Here is a 21,751-nt window from a genome sequence, read left to right as displayed (position 1 = left end):
ACAAATGGCATTGTTTCTATTTTAACTTGTTCATAAAACATATTATAATAAAGAGATTAAGCCATTTATGTTAGGAGAATGAATGAATGGATAAGAGAAGTATTAAGCGTCAGCGAATGTGGCAATACTTTATTGAAGCAACGGCTGACATCATTAATGAAGAAGGATTTGATCATATAACCATAAGAAAAATAGCAGATAAAGCAGGCTATAACAGCGGAACGCTTTATAATTATTTTTCTGAGCTTTCACATGTTATTTTTTTCGCTTCGATGAGGTTTTTAAAACCTTATACAAATGACGTAGCTGAGTACTTGTCTAGAGGCAATACATCCTTGGAGAAATACTTATTAGGATGGGAATGCTTGTGCAAGCATTCGTTTAAGCAGCCTCAATTATTTCACGCAGTCTTTATCATGGATTTAGGAAACAAACCAGATGCACTCTTTGAAGAATATTATCAAGTCTATTCATCCGATATAAACGATTTCCCTGAAGATTTGAAGCCTGTATTGTTTCAGCGCAGCATGACAAAAAGAGGATTGTCTCTTCTTGAGAAAGCAAATCAAGAAGGTTTAATAGAGGAGAAACAAGTCGAAACCATTACGGAATTAACAACCCTTATTTGGCAAGGAATGCTGACCAATTTATTAAATAATCGATATCAATTCACTCCTGAGGAAGCAACTGAACATACGATGAGGTACATTCGGCAAATTGTCATGAACAGTAACGTCTTTACAGTACCACCCCAAAAAAACGATTGACTCTCATCTGAGAATCAATCGTTTTTATATCTTATAATTGCGAAAGAATGTCTTGTTTTTCTTCTTGAGTAATAAATGAACGAGTAGTATATACGTCATAATGATTCCGTCTTACTGAATTTAATATCGCTCTGTACATATAGGCAGCACCCTTAACTGGAAATCGTGCATCTATAGGATAGTAGTCAATGGATTCCAATGCCATATCATAAAGTTGCTCAGCACGCTCAGCCATTTCCTCCCATAGATCGATAAAGGCATCTGTCACCTTCCCAGCTTGAATCTGTTCCACTGATACTCCGTGCTTGTCCATTAAATCTTGAGGCAAATAAATTCTTCCTCTTTGAATATCTTCACCTATGTCACGCAGGATATTTGTGATTTGCATCGCTGTTCCTAAAGCTTTGCCTCCGACTTCAAGCTGTTCGTGATTTTTCGGGGCAAGGATAGGCAATAGCATTAACCCTACAGTGCCAGCTACGTAGTAAGAGTAAAGCTCCACTTCTTCCATTGTCTGATATCGACTTTTAACGAGATCCATTTTTTGTCCTGTAATCATATCCGTAAAAGCCTGCTTATCAACAGGGAATTTTGTAAATACATCATCTAAAGCCGTCCACATCGAATGATCAAGAGGAAGTTGTTTCTCTAAAAACAAAGTGAATTGCCTTTCGAATTCAGCCAGTTCTTCAACAGGATTCTCTCCATCATCTACAATATCATCTACACTTCTACAAAAGGCATAAATGGCCCACACTGCTTTTCGCTTTCCTGATGGTAATAGACTAAAAGCTTTTGAGAACGTTTTTGAATGACGATTTATAATTGTATGGCAATCCTGATAGGCTTCTTCTAACGTCTTCAAACAGATTTCTCCTTTCTATTAGCAAGGTCAGCTTCTTCCGCAAGATAATCGGATAATAGCTTTGCACCTTGCATTACAATTGGAATCCCACCACCTGGATGAACAGAAGCCCCAACTGCATATAAATTATCTCGACCAAATGGCTTTAACTGTGGCCTGAAGACTCCTGATTGTCCTAACACAGGGGCTAATCCAAAGCTCCCACCTTGAAAGAGTCCTTCATTCTCAGCGTCTTTTGGTGTACGGACTTCCATCCATTCTGTATGCTTTCTAAGATTAGGGAAATGCCAACCCTCGAGCAAATCGATACAAGAATCCACAAATGAATCAATCTCATTCCACTCTACATCTGATCCAGCTGGAACTGGAATTAACACATACAACACACTCTTGCCTTCGGGGGCCAATGTGTTATCAATTTTCGAAGGATGAAACGCATAGATCGATGGATTTGATGGAATCTTTTTCTCTACAAAAATCTCCCGCATATTTTTCTTAAAATCTTGCGACATTAAAAATTGATGCACATCTGCTTCTTCGTAAACTTTATCTAAGCCAAAGTAGAGCAATAAGCATGATGATGATGACACATATTTTTCTTTTTTTGGTTGATGTTCCGGAAGCATTGCTTTCACAATAGGGATTTCACCATTCATGACAAATTGATCGGCTTCATAACGCTGATCATCAGAGTGGACAGCCGTTACTCGACCATTGCTTTCCTCAATACGAGTAATTTCCGTGTTGAAGTGAATGTCTACCCCACGTTTTCTCAATTCTGCTTCAAGAAATGGAACTAGACTTCCGTAGCCACCTTTTACATACCAAATTCCATGGTAATGCTCACTAAATGATACGAGAGAATACAGTGCCGGTGATGATGTCGGTGCGCCTCCAATATACAAGGTCTGTAAGGAAAAAGCCTCCCTCAGTTTTTCATTACGAAAGAATTGAGCGGTCTGTTTTTCTACTGACTGGTAGGCTTTTAATTTTACTAGTGCCGCTAGAGATGGAAAACTGAAAAAATCACGTTTGTTCATAAAATGACGATCTAAAAAGACTGATTTACCAAGTGTAAATCGTTGCTTCATCGTATCTAGGTACGTAAGAAACGCCTGTTCTTCACCAGGGAAAACACGATTTATTTCTGCAAGTTGCTTCTCTTGATTGCTCCACTTTGTGAAGGTGGTTCCATCTGCATAGGTTAATGAATAAAGCGGATCGATTCGAATCAGTTCGAGTGCATCTGGGTTGATCCCTACTTCTTCAAGAATCGATTGAATCATTTCTGGAAGCAGCACAATCGTAGGACCTTTATCTATCGTAAATCCATCCTTCTGAATAAACGCTAAGCGTCCTCCAAGAATGGACTCCTTCTCAATAATCGTGACTTGCTCACCACGATTTGTTAAATAAAGAGCGGTGATGAGACCACCAATACCTCCGCCAACAATAATGGTTTTCATAATCTGTATAACCCCTTTTTGTCAGCATCCATTAACGAGTTCGCGGTAATTCGAGCCGATTCAAATATTGTAGGCAGTCCACTGCCAGGATGTGTTCCTCCACCTACCAACCAACAGTGATCTAGCTCTTGGAATTGATTATGAGGTCTGAAATACATCATTTGTCCTAAATTATGCGCTAGATTAAAGGTAGCACCTTGATAGATATTATGATTTTTTTGCCAATCATCAGGTGTTAACAATTCTTCAAATACAATGTGTTCTCTCAAGTCCTTAAACTCCGATTTCTGTTCCAGAATCTCGTAGATTAAGTCTCTAAACTCATGTTTATGTTTTTCCCAGTCTAATAGACTAAAGTTATTTGGTACAGGAGCTAAGATATATAAGCCTGATTTCCCCTCTGGTGCCAAACTTGGATCCGTCACAATAGGATTTTGAACATAGATAGACGGATCAGCCGATAACGTCTTACTTTTAGTAATCTCTTCAACGTTTCTCTTATAATCATCAGAAAAAATGACCGTGTGATGTGCAAGATCATATTGCGTGTCCAACCCAACATACATCATAAAAGAAGAACAGGAGTACTTTTTCTTATCGAGCTTAGCTTTTGTATGTTGCTTTAAATGGCTCTCAGACAATAGTTCCGTCATAGCATAAGCAAAATCTGCGTTAATAATCAGTTCATCACATTCAATCACTTCTCCGTCCTCAAGCTCTAAACCATAGACAGAAGCGTTCTTTGTGAGTATCTGTTTTACTGGAGTATTTGTGTGCACTTTCCCTCCATATTCTTCAATAACCTCAGCCATCGCTTCAGAGATCTGGTTTAGGCCTCCTCTAGGATGCCAAACGCCATATTCATGCTCCATATAAGATAAGATACTAAATGCACCTGGACATTCCCAAGGGGACATCCCAAGATACTTAGACTGGAAAGTAAAAGAAAGTTTTAGACGCTCGTCTGAAAAATACGAATCCAACACTTCATACAATGTCTGATTTAGAGATAGCTCTGGCAGGGCTTTAATGGTGCGCCATCTTGCGTAATCTAATAACGACCCATGACGATTCTGCAAAACAGGTAAAAGCGCCTGCATCTTCCTTTTAGTATCGATCATAAATCTTTTGTATCCTTCTTCATCTCCAGGAAAAAGAGTTCGAATCTGCTCAAAGGTAGAGTTGAAATCATCAGACGGAGAGAAGACTACATCTTTAAATCGCAACTCGTACATAGGATCAACCCGTATGAGATCAAGATAATCACTTAGTTTTCTTCCAACTGCATCAAATAACTCTTCTAAAATATACGGCATACTTAAAAAAGTTGGGCCCCGGTCAAATGTAAAGCCATCTCTCTTTAAGGCAGATGTTCGTCCACCTACATATGGCTGTTTCTCATAGACCTCTACTTTATAACCGCGTCCTGCTAAAAGCATAGCTGAAGCTAGCCCACCTGGACCCGCTCCTACCACTACTATATGTTTAGTCATTAGTTTCCACCTTGTCTATGAATATAAAACGTATTTTGCTAAGAAAAAAGACATGCAAGAGCATCTCTAAAAAATTCCCTCTTATCTTATATAATAAACCTTTTTACTCCTCGGGCATAACGATTTGACCATTTTTTTTATCACTTGATAAGGTATTTTTTATGACAGTCGATAATTCATGCGGTGGATAAGGCTTTGTAAGGTATTTGCTCACACCATAATGTTCTGCTTTTTTCCTCACTTCATTTAAAGCGGATGAAATAAACACCGGCAAATTCTCCGTATGGTCTGATTGCTTAAGTGCCTGAATAAAGTCCCATCCGTCCATTTCATCTCCAAGCATTAAATCAACTACAACGGCATCCATTTGTTGAGTCATTAGTTCTTCCAACGCTTTCTTCGGATTAAGAAAATGTTGAACTTCAAATCCACTCTGCTTTAATTCCTCTGCAAGAAGCAAAGCCAAACTTTGATCATCCTCAATAATAGCCACTCTGAAGCGATTCAGTTCATTGGATTGTATCGTTGAAATGGGTAATAACGACGTTTTATTCTCAAAAGGTATGGCAATATCAAACGTACTTCCAATGCCGCTTTCTGATTGAACAGAAATCGTCCCACCATGAGCTTCAACGATTTCTTTTGTGATAGGTAATCCTAAACCTGTCCCGCCAATTTTTCTTCTATCACTATTATCAATTCTATGGAACTTCGTAAATAACTTCTTAAGCTCAACCTCAGGAATACCAAGGCCCTCATCATTTACATGGATATGCAAAATATCTACATGATTAAAGAGTACTAGCTCGACTTTTCCTCCATCCGGAGAAAACTTCACGGCATTACTAATTAAGTTTGTTAACACTTGTTCCATGCGATCTGGATCAGCCCATGCATATGTATATGCTGCCAAATCACGTACCATAAATTGATGGTGCTGGTACGTAGGCTCAAACTTCGCAATAACCTGAATGATTAATTCTTTTAAGTCTACTGATTTTTTGTTATATGTCTGAACGTTCGATTCCATTCTCTGCAAGTCCAAGAAATCATTAATTAAATTCGTTAAACGATTCGCCTCTTTGTGAATGGTTTGCAAATACTTTTCTTTACGGGCGGGTTTTAAGTCCCTTTCTATCATTAATTCCGTAAAGCCAAGGATACTGGATAATGGAGTTCTTAACTCATGGCTTACTGTACTTACTAACTCCGATTTCATTTTATCCACTTCATACTCTTTTGTAATATCCCGATGGACTAAGATAGTCCCTCTTCGTTGTTCTCCTTTATAAACAGGTTCAGCATACACTTCTATCATACGTGATCCTTCTACCAATTTATATTTCATTGAGTGAATGTCTTCCGTTTTTGAACTCTTTATTGTATCAAAGAATTCTCCCAAAGCTTTAGGCTCTTCTACATTCTCAAGAATACTCTCTTTCCAAGCCTCATAGATGTTCCAATTTCCTTCATCTTCATTTGAGGACAAGTTAACCATTTCTTTGAACAACTCATTAAAACGTAACAGCGTGCCATCCCTATCAATAAATTGAATGCCTTCGTTCACATTGTCAATTATATCTTGGTTAACCTGTCGATCATTTTCCGTTTGTTCATATAACATAACTTTCTCTATCGCTATGGCAATATGGCTCATTACACCTTGCAATTCTTCCCGTTCTTTTTCTGTAAATTCAGTTCCTACTCTAGTTGCGCAAAAGACTGCTTTTAAATCCTCAGCTGACGAATACACAGGTACGTATAGATCGTATACGTCAATCTCATGTTCAGCTATACCTTGTTCGTATTTACTAGATTTTCGCTTCACTTGATGAGAAGCCTTTTTCTCTTTCAGTAATACACCGATCCCATCGTGAAAATTTCTTGAAAGCTCTTTAATGATATTTTCACTTATACCACGTAGTGCAAATCTTTGACTTCCCTTTAGTAAGATTAAACCCATCCGGTCCACTGGATAAATATCGCTCATATGTTGAACAATTTGATCTAATAGCTCTTGTTCATCTAAAGTAACAGAAATAAAGTGGTTTAATCGATTGTATTTCTCTAGCATAAGGCGAACTTTCTCCGTTTCCTCTAATGAAGAACGAAGCTTAAACTGCTGATTTTCTAACTCTTCCTGTTGACTAATTAACTCTTCATTTTGTGCGATTAGCTCTTCTTCTTTATCTTGTAACGTATAAACCATTTCATTAAATGTACGTGAGAGGATTCCAACCTCATCTTCCCGTTTACTTTCAACAAGATGAACATCTTTCCCCGAAGCTAATTGTTCACTAGCAAGCGTAAGATCACTTAATGGTTTTCCAATCTTCGTAAAGATGCGACGAATGATTAGAAATAATGCACCAATAAATGTAATGATGAAACCGAAAAGCATCCATAATACAATATTATTCACTTTTGTATAGTCTGCACTTAATGATGCCAGTTCTTCATTGCTTAGCTTTAAATAATTTGAGGTCAAATAGGTTAGTTCATTTACTACTTCTCCACCACTTGTCACACCTAGCTCCCTAAGCTCCTCTTGGTTTCCGTTATCAATTAAATCAATCGCAATTGGCATGAACCCCTCAATTTGATTGAGTAAGCTTTGAACTTCTTCTATGAACACCAACTCTTCTTGGCTAAGATCTAGCGTTAGAAATTCAGAGATTGACTGTTTGACGTTCATTAAGTCATTGTTTACGGACGCAAGTTCATTGTCTGATTGAAATGCAAAATATCCCCTCGAATGAATAACCAATTGATTTGCCCGTGTATCAATTTGAAAAGCAAGGTCTTGCTTTTCAACCAGCTTCTCTCGATTGTCAATATAGGTTGATTGAGTTGTACTGACGTAAAGTAGTAAGCCAGTTCCAAGGAATAGCGTCAAGAACATAATGATAGCCATAAATGAAAGCAGCTGTCTGTTCAAGCTTTTCTTGAAGTAGGTCTTCATTGCAAAATCTCCTCAATACGATCTATTAAGACAATTGGACTAAACGGTTTTGCCAAAAAGAAGTCCGCCCCGATACGCATCATTTTATCTTGATCTGCTTGCTGACTTTTCGCTGTTAACATCATGATTAAAACATGCTTTTTATGCTCCATCTTCCTCACACGTTCAATTACCTCAAGTCCAGTCATTTCCGGCATCATATAGTCGAGAACTAATAGATCAAAATCATGTTTTTGGATAAGGTCCATCGCTTCCTGCCCATCTGCCGCCTCTATAACTTCACACTCCAAATCCTCAAGTGTATCGGTTATTAGCATTCTTAATACTTCTTCATCATCTGCAACTAATATCTTTTTCATTGCTGTCTCTCCCATTTCATATCTTTTTATAATAACGTTCTTTGTAATAACCGCTGAATTCGTGCTCGTAACTCGTCCGGCTGAAACGGCTTAGTGATATAGTCGTCTGCTCCAGCATTTAAGGCTTGTACAATCTCCCTTTCATCTGATTGGCCAGTTAACATGACAACCATGATATCGAGTTCTGGGTAATTGCTTCGAATCTGACTTAAAACTTCTAGTCCATCCAAACCTGGCATCATCCGGTCTAATACAACCAAAAATTTCTGTCTAGGCTGATACCAATTCGTTTCGAGGAATTCTTCTCCATCCGCAAACGTTAAAATTTGAAAGGAAAATCCACTGACATGCACCTTATGTAATTGCTCTTCGACCAAATGTCTAAGGATTTCGTCATCGTCAATAATACAGATCGTAACGATTTGCTCTGCTTCGTACAAGGCATTAGGATCAAATATTAACGTTTTGTTTCTTCCTGTTCGTTTTGCTGCATACAACGCTTTATCCGCTTCATCACTTAGTTCTTCAATTTTATTAATTGGTTTTGTTACTTCAGAAATACCAGCTGAAAAGGTAACTGAAAATGGCTTCTGATTATAAGTGAATTGAACATCCCTAAACATCTGTCTAAACCGTTCAATCATAATCATTGCTTGTTCAGAATTCGTATTAGGAAGAAGTAAGACAAACTCTTCTCCTCCTAATCGAATAACAAGGTCTCCTTCTCTTTTAAGTCCAGTTAAAAAGTCAGCAAATCCTCTAAGAACTTCATCGCCAGTTTGGTGCCCGTATGTATCATTAATTTTCTTAAAGAAATCAAGATCCATTAAAACAAGTGAAAAAATCGTTTGATAACGGTGATATAACTCTAATTGTCTTGTCCCCTCGAGTCTTAGGTACCTTCTCGTAAATACGCCTGTAAGCTCATCAAACATAATAGAATGTTCAAAAATCGATCGTAACTGGATTCGGTTAGAAATTCGAATAGCCAATTCTTCAAAATCGACTGGCTTAACAAAGTAATCGGTTAACCCTCTTTTATATGCTTGATTTTGAACATCTTTAGAGGATAATTCACTTAAAATGATAACCGGAACAATTTCCGCAAAAGCTTTTTGAGACAATGCATCTAATTCGGCTGGAGCATCTTCATATTCATAAGGATAATCCAATAACACGCAATCTGGTTTTTGATCAATAAATAATTGATTACCCTTCTCCAGGGTAATCGCCCCAATAACCATATATCCAAAAGGTTCAAGGTGATCTTTTATAAAAGCAAGATATTCAGCATGCTCCGATATAACAAGAATCAATGAAACATCTTGATTTTCTGGCATTTTTTCTATTAAGACTGTTTCAACGAGATAGGTATAGATATCTTCATATATCCAATAGTCCTTATCAGGATCTAATCCGTCTAATCTTTCTCGAGCCTCCGCTGAATATTGATGTAACCCAATAGAAGCTCCTGTCCCAGCAATAGAATGTAAAAATCTATATAATTCGTCAAATGAAATTGTCTGTTGACTCTCCCAATCTGAAAGAGTTTGCCTTATTTTCTCGAGAAACTTAGTTTGATACTTTTTCATAGGTAACTCCTTTCTTACTGCTCCATACTCACTACATAATGGATGTATTATCCAAAGTCATGTATCTATTATAGTAAAAATTAATCAATAAATCATGATTTCAGGTGAATTTTTTTATGATCTAAGATAATTACAAATGATTTATTTTATTTACTCAGTCATGACCCAGTTCATTATATTGACAGCCTAATAGGACTATGCTAGGATTCAATTTATCGAAACCCATGTAATTCGGTGGGGATTGTTGACTTTTTTTAGACTAAATGGTTTAAGGTTTAGACCTTAAACGCTTAAAGGAGGGTTTTCTTTATTTCTGATCAAGGTTTTAAACAGGTTCAATCAAAAAAAGTGAGTGATTTCATTCTGGATCAACTTGAAGAAGCAATCATCTTAAAAGAGTTTTTATCAAATGAACAGCTTCCTTCAGAAAGAGAATTAGCAACCTTGTTTAACTGTAGTCGAATAACCCTGAGAGACGCGTTATCAGCGCTTGAAAATAAAGGATTGATTGAGAAGCGATTAGGAGCAAAGGGTGGAACCTTTGTACTTCCAGTTACACAGAATGCTTACAATCAGAAAAAAGAGAAGATTAAAACAATGTGGAGTGAGTTATTAGATCTATTTGAATTTCGATTAATCATCGAACCAGAAGCGGCCAAACTTGCGGCTGATCGACGATCCACAGCTGACCTAGACAAGTTAGAGCTCCTTCTTCATCAAAGTCAAAGTGAAACGATTTCTCGCGAAGAATTTAGGTCCATTGATGTAAAAATCCACTTATTAATTGGTCAAGCTTCAGGTAACGCATATATCGCAAGTGATGTGAGAAAAATACGAACTAGAATTAATCCTGCATTAGATTTAATGCCATTTAGTCATGAAGTCAAATCAAGTACAATTACCCATCACAAGCAGCTTATAGATGCCTTTAAACGTAAAGATGCCACATTAGCTAAAGACATTATGTACCAACATATCCATGGCACCTCTAACGCTGTCGCTAAGAGAATGTCACTAAAAACCATCACCCATGATGAGACATAACAAGAAAGAAGGCTATCCCTTGAAAAAATACTTAACTACATCTTTATTAACCCTTACTCTTTTATTAGGCGCTTGCGCAAGTGATTCAAATGAAGGTGCTCCAGAAGAATCTGAAGCTACTAATGGACCGGCTCGATCGATTACGTATTCTCTTGCTTCAGACATTCAAAAGCTTGACCCACACACAGAAAATGTGGTTGTGAACTGGAAGGTAGGCTTTAATGTATACGATCGATTAGTTACTCAAAATGAATCCATGGATCTTGAACCTGGACTTGCTACTGAATGGAACACAATTGATCCCACCACTTGGGAGTTCAAGCTTCGTGAAGATGTGACATTCCATGATGGGACTGAATTTAATGCGGATGCAGTAAAAGCTAATTTAGAGCGGAGTTTAGCTGAGGAGACGATTTCCCCCACTGCATATTTGTATGATCGTATTGAAGAAGTCGAAGTTGTAGATGACTATACAGTTCGTTTTCATCTAAGTGAACCTTTTGCTTCCTTACCAGCTCACTTAGCTCAATATGGTGGCTCCATGTTAAGTCCTGAGGTGATTGAAGAAGATAATGAAGCTGTAGCAAATGGTGCAGATCCTGGTAGTGTTGTTGCGGAAAAACCAATTGGTACAGGACCATTTAAGTTTGTTTCATGGAACCCTGGTTCAGATATTACGCTAGAACGAAATGAAGATTATTGGGATGGAGTACCTGAAATTGAAGGGGTCACTTATAAGATCGTCCCAGAGGAGCTCACTCGTGTAGCTGATTTAGAAACACAGGCTTCTGATATTATCGACTCAGTGAACCCAAATAGTATCGATCAAATTAATAATAGTGATGCCGCTGACGTTCTTGAAACAGATTCAACCTATGTAAATTTTCTTGGTTTTAATACCAATAAAGAACCTTTTGATGATGTACGTGTTAGACAAGCCATCTCTATGGCTATTGATAAAGATGTTATAGTCGAATCCATTTTAAACAATGTTGGTACAGCAGCAAATAGTCCTCTTTCACCCAACGATTTTGGATTTGCTGATATTGAAGGGTTACCGTATGATCCAGATGCCGCCAAAGACTTATTGGAAGAAGCAGGTCAAAGTGATCTAACACTTGAACTTTCTGTTAATGACGATCGTACACGTGTAGATATTGCAACATACATCCAGCAGGCTTTAGAGGAAATTGGCGTTACTGTTGAAATCAGTCAAATGGAGTTTGCTTCTTTTGTTGAATATACAGGTCAAGGTGAAGCTGATCTCTATTTATTAGGACGTTCAAGTCCGACTGGTGATGGGTATAATGCTTTATTTACGATCCTTCACTCAAACAAACAAAGTAGCAACCAGCTAAGATATACGTATGCTAACCCTGAATTCGATGCACTAGTTGACCAATCTATTCAAACAGAAGACGAAACAGAGAGAACAGAATTGTTTAAAGAAGCTCAAGAAATTGTAGCTAATGATGTTCCATTTGATTTCTTGTATTATCCAGTTGACCTGTTAGGTGTGTCTAACCAAATTAGCGGCGTCAAAACATTACCTTCTGGCGTTGTGTTATTAAAAGATGTAAAGGTAGCTGAATAATTGTGAGTACTCCAGTTCGACTCTCAATGCCGATTGCCTTTTTAATTGAAAATTGTAGAACAAGTGGATTGCCAGATCAGGAACTCATTTCTTTAATCAAAAGTAGAGATTTCCAGGCCATAGCGCACTGCGTCAACGAACCAAATATGGATTTTAATGATCGTATCCAAACAGCTGAAGACCTAAATGAGTCCTGGGAGAAGGCCTTATTAGAAGGTTATCAATTTAAATTTCTTCACATGAATGGTGTTAAAAAGCTTTTAAAGCTACGTTACAAAAAGCTAGAAAATATCGATTACAAACAAACCGATTTTGTCATTTCTGAACTAGTGCTGACATCCGATCAGAGAATTGAACTAGCCAATCTTATTCAAAGCCGTTGGAATGTGTTCTCGGAAAATAATGAGAGTTCAGTTTCGATTCAATCAAAATTTTGAACAAAAAAAGCCGTGAGAAGTTCCCTTCTCACGGCTTTTTTAATTTGTTTTACTCTTCGCCCCATAATTCGATACGATCTTTGATAAGCTCTGTATATTCTTGCTCTGCTTCTTCGGCACCCGCTGCTAATAATTCGTCTTGGAATTCATCCCAAACGGCATCAAATTTTTCTGGATCGGCCAAAATAGCTTCAGGAATTTTCCGTTTCATGATATCAAGACATCTTTGCATGACCAACTCTAGGTTTGACCCTGCTGGAACAGGCATATTATACGCTGCACCCCAAGGCTTACTTGGGAATTCGTCTTCTTGAGGGTAAAGATCTTTCCAAAGCTCTGCATCATATGCTTCTAGCACTTCTTTTTCTTTATCAGTGTATGAGTCTTTAATTTGATCCGGGTTTGCAATAGTGAATGTTTGACCCGTTGAATCTTCAACACCATTCCCATAAACAGGTGCAAATCCTCTTAGTACACCAATACCTGTTTGTTTAGAATGATTCGCATTATTATTACGCTCTTCCATTTGTTCCTCACTAATAACTCGTTTACCATCCTCTAAAGTATAGTGTTCACCTTCGATACCCCAATTTTGAAGAATTTGTCCTTCTTCTGAAGCAAGATAATCTAAGAATTTAATCGCTCGAACAGGATTCTCACAATCCACAGTTATACCAATGCCCCATCCACCTAAATAACCTGTATCTTGGAAGTTATGATGTTTAAACTCTTCTGTTAGCGTAACTGGATACATACCATGCATACGTTCTGGCATGCCAGATTCTCTTAATGCTCTTTGCGCTTCATCTACTTCCCAATCTGCATCAATTAAACCAAGAACACGTCCAGAAGAAATTTTCGCCAGGTATTGATCGTACTTCTGAACAAAACTCTCCGGATCTAACAATCCTTCGTCGTTCATATGATTTAGCCAACGGAAGTACTCTTTTTCTTCAGCACGACGATAATGGAATTGCGCTTCATAGGTATCAGGGTCAATGTAAAATTCTCCATCATCCGGAGCGCCTGTTGCAAAGAATGCAGGATTTGTTGTGGAGATCATGATTCTCCAATCATCTGCTAAAAGGGATAATCCAACTGTTGGCTGGCCATCAATGGTTGGGTTCTTTTCTTTGTATTCTCTAATTGCATTTTCAAAATCATCAACGGTTCTAATCTCAGGATAACCAAGCTCTTCTACAACAGCATGCTGTAGCATGAAGCCTGTTCCTGGTTCCCAGTAGGTGTGATCGACTTCAGATGTTGGCAAGATATAAATTGATTCATCATCATTACTCCATTTAAGACGGTCAAAATAATCACCGTAGATTTTCTTTAAGTTTGGTGCGTGTTCTTCAATTAAATCTGTAAGATCAAGGAAGGCTCCTGCATCAACAAGTGTTCCCGCATTACCTTTTGGCATTATTAAATCGGGATAATCACCACTAGCTGCCATTAGTGAAATCTTTTGATCTCCACCGTTTACATCAAACTCTCCATTAATTGTAACTCCGGTTTCTTCTTTCACTTTTTGGCTAACCGGACTATCCATATTATCCCATTGCGAGTGCATGTCACCACTGAATAAATTTAATGTGATCTCACCATCTGGATCTTCATCTTCCAGATTGGCTGTATCTTTGCTACACCCCAAAATGCCCCCAACCAAAACAAGTGAAGATAAAAACATACCTTTTCTCCAATGTTTGTTCATTTAACTCTCCCCTTATTATTAGATTTAACCTTAGCTAAAGTAATGGTTGTTACGTTAACTTCCTCCCCAAAGCTCTACTCTACTTTTGATTAATTCAGTGTATTCTTTCTCTGCCTCTTCAACGCCTGCTCCTTCGAGTTCAGTCATAAACTCATCCCAAACCTTGTCAAAATCATTTGGATCTGCCAAAATTGCTTCTGGAATTTTACGTTTCATGATGTCCAGACATCTTTGCAGCGTTAGTTCTAAACTAGATCCCGATGGAACGGCCATATTATAGGCTGCGCCCCATGGCTTAGCTGGAAATTCATCTTCTTGCGGATATAGATCTTTCCATAATTCAGCTCCATATTCACCAAGAACCTCTTTTTCTTTATCCGTATACGAGTCTTTAATTTGTTCAGGACTAGCTATGGTGTAAGTCTGACCCGTTGAATCTTCAACTCCATCACCGTAAGCTGGTGCAAACCCTTTCAGAACACCGATTCCTGTTTGTTTTTGGTAGTTCGCATTATTATCACGTTCATCCATTTCTTCTTCGCTTATCACACGTTTTCCATCTTCTATTGTATAATGTTCGCCTTCAATCCCCCAGTTCTGAAGAATTTGCGCTTCATCTGAAGCAAGATAATCTAAGAATTTGATGGCACGAACAGGGTTTTCACAATCAACAGAAATTCCGATACCCCATCCGCCAAGATAGCCGGTATCTTGAAAATTAGGGTGTTTAAAATCTTCTGTTAATGTAACAGGATACATACCATGCATCCGTCCTTCCATTCCTGCTTCTCTTAGTGATCTTTGCGCTTCCCCTACTTGCCAATCTGAATCAATCAGCCCTAAAATGCGACCTGATGATATTTTCGCAAGATACTGATCATACTTTTGTACAAAACTCTCAGGGTCTAACAAATCGATATCATTCATGTGATTTAACCAACGAAAGTAGTCCTTTTCTTCGCTTCTTCGATAATGTAGTTTAGCTTCATAGGTTTCTGGATCAACGTAAAACTCTCCATCTCCTGTTGAACCTGTAGCAAAGGCAGCAGGATCTGTCGTGGAAATCATGATTCTCCAATCATCAGCTAGCAGGGATAACCCAATCGTTGGTTGGCCATCGATTGTTGGATTTTTATCCTTATATTCTTTTATTGCATCTTCAAAATCTTGCACAGTTCGAATATCAGGATAGCCAAGTTCCTCAACTACATCATGTTGCAACATAAAGCCGGTACCTGGCTGCCAATATGTTTGATCCACTGGAGGGGTCGCAAGGATATAAATGGACTCATCCTCATTACTCCATTTCAACCGGTCATAGTAATCTCCGTAGATTTTTTTTAGATTAGGAGCATGTTCATCGATCAAATTTGTTAAATCAAGCAATGCTCCAGAATCTACAAGTGTGCTAGCGTTTCCCTTAGGTAAGATTAAGTCTGGGTAATCGCCGCTTGCTGCCATTAACGATATTTTTTGGTCTCCGCCATTCACATCGAATTCAGCGTTTAACGTGACCCCTGTCTCTTCTTTCACTATCTGACTAACAGGGCTATCCATGTTATCCCACTGAGAGTGCATGTCTGCACCAAATAAACTCAGTGTAATGTCACCATCAGGATCCTCATCTTCTACATTCGCTGAATCTTTGCTACATCCTGTTACCCCAGCTATTAAAAGAATTGAAGTGAAGATCAATCCATTTCTTAAAAAAATGTTCATCCTATTCCTCCTTTTTAACAACGTACTAACTTTTCACTGCGCCTAATGTCATTCCTTGAACAAAGTACTTTTGTAAGAATGGATAAACTAATAAGATAGGGATGATGGTGACCATAGAAATCGCCATTTTTATCGACTCTGGAGAAACTTGCTTAGCCGCTTCTTCTCCAGCTACTCCCCTGAACGCATTAGGATCCGACGCTCCCATATTTGTGTTCTGTAGAATCTTCATCAATTCATACTGAAGGGTTGTTAATGCAGGATTTGAACTATTATAAAGATAAGTATCAAACCAAGCATTCCACTGTCCGACAGCCACAAATAATGCAATTGTAGCTAAAACCGGCATACAAAGTGGCATAACGATTCTCCAGAATATCGTGAAGTCACTAGCACCATCAATCTTTGCTGATTCTTGAAGGGAATATGGAAGTCCATCCATAAACGACCTTACAATGATGATGTTAAAGGCATTTACCATGCCGGGTAAGATATACACCCAAAAGGTATTAATTAAGTTCAATTCTCTCATTAGCATATAACCTGGTATTAACCCACCAGAGAAATAGAGAGTTAAGACAATAAAGATCGATACAAACTTTCTACCTTGAAAATCTGCTCGACTCAATGTAAACGCTACCATAGCTGAGGAAAGAACACCCAATATCGTTCCAATAACAGTACGGAGCACTGAATTGATTAATCCCGTTACCAGGTTGTCATACTCAAAGATTGTTTTGTAATTTTCAAGAGTAAAAGCCCTCGGCCAAATATGAATACCGCCTCGAACCGTATCTGTGGAATCATTTAATGAAATAGCCAGCACATTAAGGAATGGATACAGTGTAACCACAAACACGATCGTTAAAAATGTATAGTTAAAGATGTCAAACAATCGATCGTTAACCGTTGTTCTATTACTTGCAAATAGCTTTTTCATAGGTTCACCCTCCCTTCTACATGACACTTTGATTCGCGAATCGTTTGAAGATTCCATTAGCTAAGAACAAGAGCATAATACTCACTAATGAATTAAAGATCCCAATGGCTGTACCATATGAAAATCTTCCTAAGCCTATTCCATAATTCAACGCGTACAGTTCTAATACTTCTGAAAAGTTCACAACCGTAGGATTTCCAAGCAAAAATTGCTTTTCAAACCCGATTGTAATAAGATTCCCGATTGAAAGAATTAACACAACTAAAATTGTTGGCCTAATTCCCGTTAAAGTAATATGCCATATCTGCCTAAACCGGCTCGCCCCATCTACTTTTGCCGCTTCATAGAGCTGAGGATCTATTCCTGCAATAGCCGCTAGAAATATAATAGAATTCCAACCCATTTCTTTCCACAAATCAGCTAGTGTAACAATCACCCAGAAATATTCTCCCTTAGTCATAAATTGCACAGGTTGATCAAGCAAACCTGCAGCAACTAGCAAATCATTGACTACACCACCATCAACTGAAAGCATCTTTGTAACAATTCCCGCTACAATAACCCATGAGACAAAGTGAGGTAGATAAGAGACCGTTTGTACTGTACGCTTAAATGTTTTCACTCGAATTTCATTTAATAAAACTGCAAAGAAAATGGGTACGGTAAAACCAACCGTTAATCCCATAAGACTCATCACAATGGTATTTCTCAGAACGAGATAGAATCGATCATCCTGAAATAACTCTATAAACTGTTGAAATCCTACCCATTCCTGTTCAAAGAAACCAAGACCAGGTCGATAGTTTTGAAAGGCCATTACCCAGCCGCCTAATGGGAGATAGTTAAAGACAAAAACCCATGCAACAAAAGGTAAGGACATTAAATATAGATATTTTTGTTGTTTAAAAACAGTCCAGAAACTCTTTTTTTGAGACAATCCATTTAACTTTGAATGCGTTTTCATTTTTTCTGTTTTCATCTCTTCTCTCCTTCCTTATCTCATCATAAACGAGATTAGTGGATGGAAATACATGATAAATTTCACAAGATATCAGATAAAAATCAGTGATTTACATCCGAAATTAAGAGAAGCTGGGATAGAGTTCTTTATAGCATAATAAGGGCCGAACAATGACGTTATTGTTCGACCCTTATTATATACATAGTATGTAAGAGTTCAGATGTTCCTCAAAGAAGAATGTTCCAATTAGAACAAGGAGGAGTTAGGGGTTATCCGTATAAGGGTTCTACTCTATCGCTCCCGAAAATGGGGGCACGCTTACCGGGGGCAGGCATTGAACGAACCGGGCTAGCCCGTTCATTTCAATACGTCTGTACTTCCCGCTGGTGTCGGCCCTCCATTTTCGTCCGCTTGTTTAGTAGTTGACGATTTTAATGTAGGGATATCGTACACCTTATTCGATTCCATCTAACACGAGTTGTTTTGTCATATCTCCAGTTTTTCATCTTCATTTAATCGCTGTTTGCTGTTTTTGAAATGTTCTTGGTGAAATACCCTCGTATTTTTTGAATTTACGATGAAAATAATCCACATCTTTGTATCCAATTTTCTCGGATACTTCATAAACTTTATATCCATTTACTAATAGTTTTTTTCCGTTCTCGATTCTAACCTTATCAAGATACGTATTAAAATATTCTCCCGTGTGTTCACGAAAGAGCTTGCCTAGATATGCAGAATTATAATTAAGAAGATCAGCTAATGACTCGAGACGAAGATTTTGATCATATTGCTGTTTAATCAAATCTAACATTCTTTTAATCGTACTTTCCTTTCCTCCCGAGTAAACAAGATGAATTAACTCTGTAAACCGATCACTCACAGCTTCAGTAATAGCATGGACATGATGCTGATCATAAATTTGACTCGTACTAAATTGCGTAGACTCTATTGATTTTAATTTTCTAGAATCATTTAGAACAAGCCGGTTTATAACCATTGAATATAGATGGACAATATTTTTTTTGATTTGCTGTGAATCATATTTGCGTTTAATCAATTCATTTGTGAACTCCTGTAGTTGAGATTGACATGATTCTATCTGACCAAGAGTAATCGTAATGGAAAGACTTTCTACATAGTGATCCATCGAAAGCTCCGTTACTATTTCTGACTCATGCTCTTGAACACCTGCTATCAAATCCTTTGTTATGAATGTAGCTTCTTCAAATAAAAATGTTTGATTTAATAAGGATTGGGCTTCTTCATAGGATTGATACAGGTCGGCTGGATCAGTTATTGTTGCTCCTATGGCACCATAGCCTTTTGTTGATTGAATGTAAGCAGCAACCTTTTTTTCAGTGTGTAGCGCATCATTAAAAAGTATGACTCCATTAAAGGTACATATAGAAAAAGGAATGGCATCCTTCTTTTCATTAGCAATAGAACTAAGTGATGCATGAACTTTATCCATGGATTCAGGAACAGTTACCAATATGATTCGATATCTTTCTGCTAGCAGACCATGCCCCTTCCATTTTTCATAAAAGGGCATAAGGTTTTTTTCGTCGATTGGTTCAGACAATGTCTCTTTAATTAGAAGATCTCTTTGCCAAAGTTGATCTTTTTCCTTTAATAAATTGATTGCGTTATGCCTCTGCAGCTCAGTCCGAATCTGAATAAGCAGGTCTATTAGTTCGTCCTCATCTAATGGTTTTAACAAGTACCCGTCTACTCTAGAGGACAAAGCTTTTTGTGCATAGCTAAAGTCAGCGTGCCCCGTTAGGATAATGAAATGAATCGTTGAATCTTTTTCCCTAATAAGATCAATTAATGCTAACCCACCCATTTCTGGCATCCGTATATCTACAATCATTAAATCTGGTTTTAGACGCTGATACAGTTCAAAGGCTTCTTTTCCATTTTTCGCAATCTCTTTTACACAAAACCCATATTGCTCCCAGGGTATTAATGAACGTAACCCCTCTCGAATCATTGGTTCATCATCAACAATGATAACTTGATACATCATGTCCCCTCCCATGGTATGCTGAATTGAATATGTGTACCTTCCCCCTCTTTACTTGAAATCTTAAGTCCCGCGTTTGATCCATACATGATTTGAAGTCTTTGATGTACGTTCCTCAATCCAATCCGGTTTTGTCCGTTGCTCTCCATCTCTTCAAGCATATCCTGAATTTGGTCCAATCGATCTGTGCTTATACCTACTCCATCGTCTTTAACTGAAATAATGATTGTGTTGTCCTGTCTATACGTAGATACGACTACTTTTCCCCCTGTTTCTTTTGCTTCAAGTCCATGATAGACTGCATTTTCTACAATTGGTTGAATCGTTAAAGGCTGTATGAGTATATGCTTAGACTCTGGTGCAATATTTAATTGATACTGAAGACGGTCTCCATACCGAAATGTTTGAATATCTAAATACGTTTTAACCAGCTCCATTTCATTTTCTAAAGGGAGAGGTTTTCCTTCCGTATCCAGACTTTTACGTATAATAATGCCTAATTGCTTTACGACATTAGCAATTTCCTTCTCTTGTTCGATGTGTGCTTTCATTCGAATCGATTCAAGAGTATTAAATAAAAAATGAGGGTTGATTTGACTCGCAAGCATTTTAAATTTCATTTCATTTTGTGTAACTTCCATTAAGTTCTTTTGACGATTCGTTTCAAGGACTTGCTCTATCATTCCTTTTAAATTCTCAACCATATCATTAAATTGCTGTGAAAGCTGGCCAATCTCGTCTGTGCCGTCGATCGTAATTTTAGTTGTTAAGTCTCCTGCAGCGACACGTTCAATTTTCCGGCTTAAATTTGAGAGTCGTTGAGAAAGAAGTTTTGAAAAAATAGCAATTAATACAACAGCAACTGTTACCCCAATGAGTGTAATCATAATTCCAGTAACACCTAATCGATTCGCCCGCTCTACAACAAGATTATTTAACGTAACAGATACGATTTTCAATTCACTCTGACTTAACATCGGGTTTAGCTGATCTACTGTTACTTGGGCTTGTTCCCCTTCAAAAATCGATTCATGTGTACCCGTTTCACTTAAGATGGTCGGATCGATAAAATCACTTAATAATCCTCCCATATAATTCATTTTATTCGACGAGATAATATGGCCTTCCTCGTCTGTAATAAAGGTTAATAAAGATTCTTGATTTAAAATGGCATTTAGCTGAGTCGGATCAATGGTAATAACGACAACCCCATACGTTTGACTTTCTAGAAAGTTAATCCGTTTAATTAAACTGAGATACGTTTGGTTATGATTCGTTTCATCTGCTAATAATCGCCACTGATTAAAGCCCACCTCGTCCTCTACCTGCTGAAACCAGCTTTTTCCCCTTAACTTGTCATCAACAGGTATAAACTCCCAATTATTAATAAGAGTAGGGTTATCAATGTAGAATCGAATACTATTTATTTCTCGCTGCGTATAAAGGTAGGATTGAAAGTTCTGGTATTGATAATAGCTTTGGAATACCTCATACGTTGTTTGATAAGAGGTATTCACTAGATCATCTAATTCCTTATCAAATTCAAGACTATTTGATATGAACGTGGGAATCTTAAGAAGATCGTAGGTTCTTTCCTTTACCCTTTCAATATTCGATTGGGATTGTTTATTCATCTCATCTAACGCAATCGACCTTAGCTCTTGAGTTAACATCATTCCCACTAACGAAATGGGAATCAAGACCACTACGATAAACGTGAGCATTAATTTATCTCTAAGTTTTAAGTGATTCATCCATTTGAGAAGCTTTCGTTTTAACAAGACGTCATAGCTCCCTCGTAAGTAAGCG

General features: G+C 37.8%; 16 protein-coding genes. 4 read left to right on the top strand and 12 right to left on the bottom strand.

Translation table 11 applies throughout. The annotated features are described in order from the left end of the window. Nucleotides 1-86: 86 nt before the first annotated feature. The gene (locus tag J2S05_RS02700) at nucleotides 87-767 is read left to right on the top strand and encodes a TetR/AcrR family transcriptional regulator (protein WP_306979649.1); all 681 of its coding nucleotides are present in this window, start codon (nucleotides 87-89) and stop codon (nucleotides 765-767) included. Nucleotides 768-798: 31 nt separating this feature from the next. On the opposite strand, the gene J2S05_RS02695 is transcribed toward J2S05_RS02700, so the two are convergent. The 6 genes from J2S05_RS02695 to J2S05_RS02670 form a co-directional block, all read right to left on the bottom strand. Beyond that, entirely contained in the window at nucleotides 799-1,632 is an 834-nt protein-coding gene (locus tag J2S05_RS02695) for a phytoene/squalene synthase family protein (RefSeq protein WP_306979647.1), read from the bottom strand. Continuing rightward, a complete protein-coding gene (locus tag J2S05_RS02690) occupies nucleotides 1,629-3,098 on the bottom strand; it encodes a phytoene desaturase family protein (RefSeq protein WP_306979645.1) in 1,470 nt (489 codons plus the stop codon). Before J2S05_RS02690 ends, J2S05_RS02695 begins: the two co-directional genes overlap by 4 nt. Continuing rightward, complete coding sequence (locus tag J2S05_RS02685; RefSeq protein ID WP_306979643.1) at nucleotides 3,095-4,591, bottom strand: phytoene desaturase family protein; 1,497 nt, start codon at nucleotides 4,589-4,591, stop codon at nucleotides 3,095-3,097. The genes J2S05_RS02690 and J2S05_RS02685 overlap by 4 nt, the downstream gene beginning before the upstream one ends. A 103-nt stretch (nucleotides 4,592-4,694) precedes the next feature. After that, the gene (locus J2S05_RS02680; RefSeq protein ID WP_306979641.1) at nucleotides 4,695-7,553 is read right to left on the bottom strand and encodes an ATP-binding protein; all 2,859 of its coding nucleotides are present in this window, start codon (nucleotides 7,551-7,553) and stop codon (nucleotides 4,695-4,697) included. Further along, nucleotides 7,550-7,912 carry a response regulator transcription factor gene (locus tag J2S05_RS02675; RefSeq protein WP_306979639.1) on the bottom strand — a complete coding sequence of 121 codons (363 nt, stop codon included), beginning with the start codon at nucleotides 7,910-7,912 and terminating at the stop codon, nucleotides 7,550-7,552. Before J2S05_RS02675 ends, J2S05_RS02680 begins: the two co-directional genes overlap by 4 nt. Before the next feature lie 26 nt (nucleotides 7,913-7,938). Next, on the bottom strand, nucleotides 7,939-9,504 hold the full coding sequence (locus J2S05_RS02670; RefSeq protein ID WP_306979637.1) for a GGDEF domain-containing response regulator: 1,566 nt from the start codon (nucleotides 9,502-9,504) through the stop codon (nucleotides 7,939-7,941). A 348-nt stretch (nucleotides 9,505-9,852) separates the two neighbouring features. On the opposite strand from J2S05_RS02670, the gene J2S05_RS02665 reads away from it, so the two are divergent. From J2S05_RS02665 to J2S05_RS02655, 3 genes are read left to right on the top strand one after another with little or no spacing between them, the layout of a single operon-like run. Continuing rightward, a complete protein-coding gene (locus J2S05_RS02665) occupies nucleotides 9,853-10,548 on the top strand; it encodes a FadR/GntR family transcriptional regulator (RefSeq protein WP_306979635.1) in 696 nt (231 codons plus the stop codon). Between the two features lie 19 nt (nucleotides 10,549-10,567). Further along, the gene (locus J2S05_RS02660; protein WP_306979633.1) at nucleotides 10,568-12,142 is read left to right on the top strand and encodes a glutathione ABC transporter substrate-binding protein; all 1,575 of its coding nucleotides are present in this window, start codon (nucleotides 10,568-10,570) and stop codon (nucleotides 12,140-12,142) included. Nucleotides 12,143-12,144: 2 nt separating this feature from the next. After that, nucleotides 12,145-12,579: a hypothetical protein gene (locus J2S05_RS02655; protein WP_306979631.1), complete on the top strand. Its 435-nt coding sequence runs from the start codon at nucleotides 12,145-12,147 to the stop codon at nucleotides 12,577-12,579. Nucleotides 12,580-12,628: 49 nt separating this feature from the next. Here J2S05_RS02655 and J2S05_RS02650 read toward each other — a convergent pair whose 3' ends face one another. From J2S05_RS02650 to J2S05_RS02625, 6 genes are all read right to left on the bottom strand, one after another. Next, the gene (locus J2S05_RS02650) at nucleotides 12,629-14,293 is read right to left on the bottom strand and encodes an ABC transporter substrate-binding protein (protein WP_306979629.1); all 1,665 of its coding nucleotides are present in this window, start codon (nucleotides 14,291-14,293) and stop codon (nucleotides 12,629-12,631) included. A gap of 54 nt (nucleotides 14,294-14,347) precedes the next feature. Continuing rightward, nucleotides 14,348-16,012, bottom strand: coding sequence for an ABC transporter substrate-binding protein (locus tag J2S05_RS02645; RefSeq protein WP_306979628.1), 1,665 nt, complete (start codon nucleotides 16,010-16,012; stop codon nucleotides 14,348-14,350). Nucleotides 16,013-16,037: 25 nt separating this feature from the next. Then, nucleotides 16,038-16,952, bottom strand: a complete 915-nt coding sequence (locus J2S05_RS02640; protein WP_306979626.1) for a carbohydrate ABC transporter permease — start codon at nucleotides 16,950-16,952, stop codon at nucleotides 16,038-16,040. 16 nt (nucleotides 16,953-16,968) lie between these two features. Beyond that, nucleotides 16,969-17,931: an ABC transporter permease gene (locus J2S05_RS02635; RefSeq protein ID WP_306979624.1), complete on the bottom strand. Its 963-nt coding sequence runs from the start codon at nucleotides 17,929-17,931 to the stop codon at nucleotides 16,969-16,971. 490 nt (nucleotides 17,932-18,421) lie between these two features. Next, entirely contained in the window at nucleotides 18,422-19,945 is a 1,524-nt protein-coding gene (locus tag J2S05_RS02630) for a response regulator transcription factor (RefSeq protein WP_306979622.1), read from the bottom strand. After that, nucleotides 19,942-21,723, bottom strand: coding sequence for a cache domain-containing sensor histidine kinase (locus tag J2S05_RS02625; protein ID WP_306979621.1), 1,782 nt, complete (start codon nucleotides 21,721-21,723; stop codon nucleotides 19,942-19,944). The genes J2S05_RS02630 and J2S05_RS02625 overlap by 4 nt, the downstream gene beginning before the upstream one ends. Nucleotides 21,724-21,751 lie beyond the last annotated feature (28 nt).

It is taken from the genome of Alkalicoccobacillus murimartini (assembly GCF_030813245.1).
Lineage (GTDB): Bacteria > Bacillota > Bacilli > Bacillales > Bacillaceae_D > Alkalicoccobacillus > Alkalicoccobacillus murimartini.
This window is presented reverse-complemented; position numbering and strand designations above follow the sequence as displayed.